Consider the following 1,933-nt stretch of genomic DNA (forward strand, 5'->3'; position numbering starts at 1 on the left):
ACCTATCAATCTGTGTGGGCACTCGTTGATGATAATCCAATTAGATATTTCTTTCTTAACGGAAAGCGGTATCAAATTAGGTTTCAATGATACGAAGTGACCATTGAATCGAAAGATTCAGCACAGTCAATTCAAACATTACTTATGTAATGTTCAGTATTCATTGAGCCGACAAAATCTTAAATTGAAGAGTTTGATCATGGCTCAGATTGAACGCTGGCGGCAGGCCTAACACATGCAAGTCGAGCGGAAACGAGTTATCTGAACCTTCGGGGGACGATAACGGCGTCGAGCGGCGGACGGGTGAGTAATGCCTAGGAAATTGCCCTGATGTGGGGGATAACCATTGGAAACGATGGCTAATACCGCATAATGCCTACGGGCCAAAGAGGGGGACCTTCGGGCCTCTCGCGTCAGGATATGCCTAGGTGGGATTAGCTAGTTGGTGAGGTAATGGCTCACCAAGGCGACGATCCCTAGCTGGTCTGAGAGGATGATCAGCCACACTGGAACTGAGACACGGTCCAGACTCCTACGGGAGGCAGCAGTGGGGAATATTGCACAATGGGCGCAAGCCTGATGCAGCCATGCCGCGTGTGTGAAGAAGGCCTTCGGGTTGTAAAGCACTTTCAGTCGTGAGGAAGGTAGTGTAGTTAATAGCTGCATTATTTGACGTTAGCGACAGAAGAAGCACCGGCTAACTCCGTGCCAGCAGCCGCGGTAATACGGAGGGTGCGAGCGTTAATCGGAATTACTGGGCGTAAAGCGCATGCAGGTGGTTTGTTAAGTCAGATGTGAAAGCCCGGGGCTCAACCTCGGAATTGCATTTGAAACTGGCAGACTAGAGTACTGTAGAGGGGGGTAGAATTTCAGGTGTAGCGGTGAAATGCGTAGAGATCTGAAGGAATACCGGTGGCGAAGGCGGCCCCCTGGACAGATACTGACACTCAGATGCGAAAGCGTGGGGAGCAAACAGGATTAGATACCCTGGTAGTCCACGCCGTAAACGATGTCTACTTGGAGGTTGTGGCCTTGAGCCGTGGCTTTCGGAGCTAACGCGTTAAGTAGACCGCCTGGGGAGTACGGTCGCAAGATTAAAACTCAAATGAATTGACGGGGGCCCGCACAAGCGGTGGAGCATGTGGTTTAATTCGATGCAACGCGAAGAACCTTACCTACTCTTGACATCCAGAGAACTTTCCAGAGATGGATTGGTGCCTTCGGGAACTCTGAGACAGGTGCTGCATGGCTGTCGTCAGCTCGTGTTGTGAAATGTTGGGTTAAGTCCCGCAACGAGCGCAACCCTTATCCTTGTTTGCCAGCGAGTAATGTCGGGAACTCCAGGGAGACTGCCGGTGATAAACCGGAGGAAGGTGGGGACGACGTCAAGTCATCATGGCCCTTACGAGTAGGGCTACACACGTGCTACAATGGCGCATACAGAGGGCAGCCAACTTGCGAGAGTGAGCGAATCCCAAAAAGTGCGTCGTAGTCCGGATCGGAGTCTGCAACTCGACTCCGTGAAGTCGGAATCGCTAGTAATCGTGGATCAGAATGCCACGGTGAATACGTTCCCGGGCCTTGTACACACCGCCCGTCACACCATGGGAGTGGGCTGCAAAAGAAGTAGGTAGTTTAACCTTCGGGAGGACGCTTACCACTTTGTGGTTCATGACTGGGGTGAAGTCGTAACAAGGTAGCGCTAGGGGAACCTGGCGCTGGATCACCTCCTTATACGATGATTACTCACGATGAGTGTCCACACAGATTGATACGGTTTATAAGTAAAAGAGACGATACTGGGTCTGTAGCTCAGGTGGTTAGAGCGTTCGCCTGATAAGCGAGAGGTCGGTGGTTCGAGTCCACTCAGACCCACCAATTTCCTTTGAAGTTGGTATGCAGTATCGACACCTTGATGGGGCTATAGCTCAGC

At 51.3% G+C, this 1,933-nt stretch carries 1 tRNA gene and 1 rRNA gene; both read left to right on the top strand.

The annotated features are described in order from the left end of the window. Positions 1-181 precede the first annotated feature (181 nt). A 16S ribosomal RNA gene (locus tag KIV41_RS22380) occupies positions 182-1,734 on the top strand. 67 nt (positions 1,735-1,801) lie between these two features. Next, positions 1,802-1,878 (top strand) — tRNA-Ile (locus KIV41_RS22385). The last annotated feature ends 55 nt before the right edge of the window (positions 1,879-1,933 follow it).

Source organism: Vibrio sp. D401a (assembly GCF_030248515.1).
Classification (GTDB): domain Bacteria; phylum Pseudomonadota; class Gammaproteobacteria; order Enterobacterales; family Vibrionaceae; genus Vibrio; species Vibrio rotiferianus.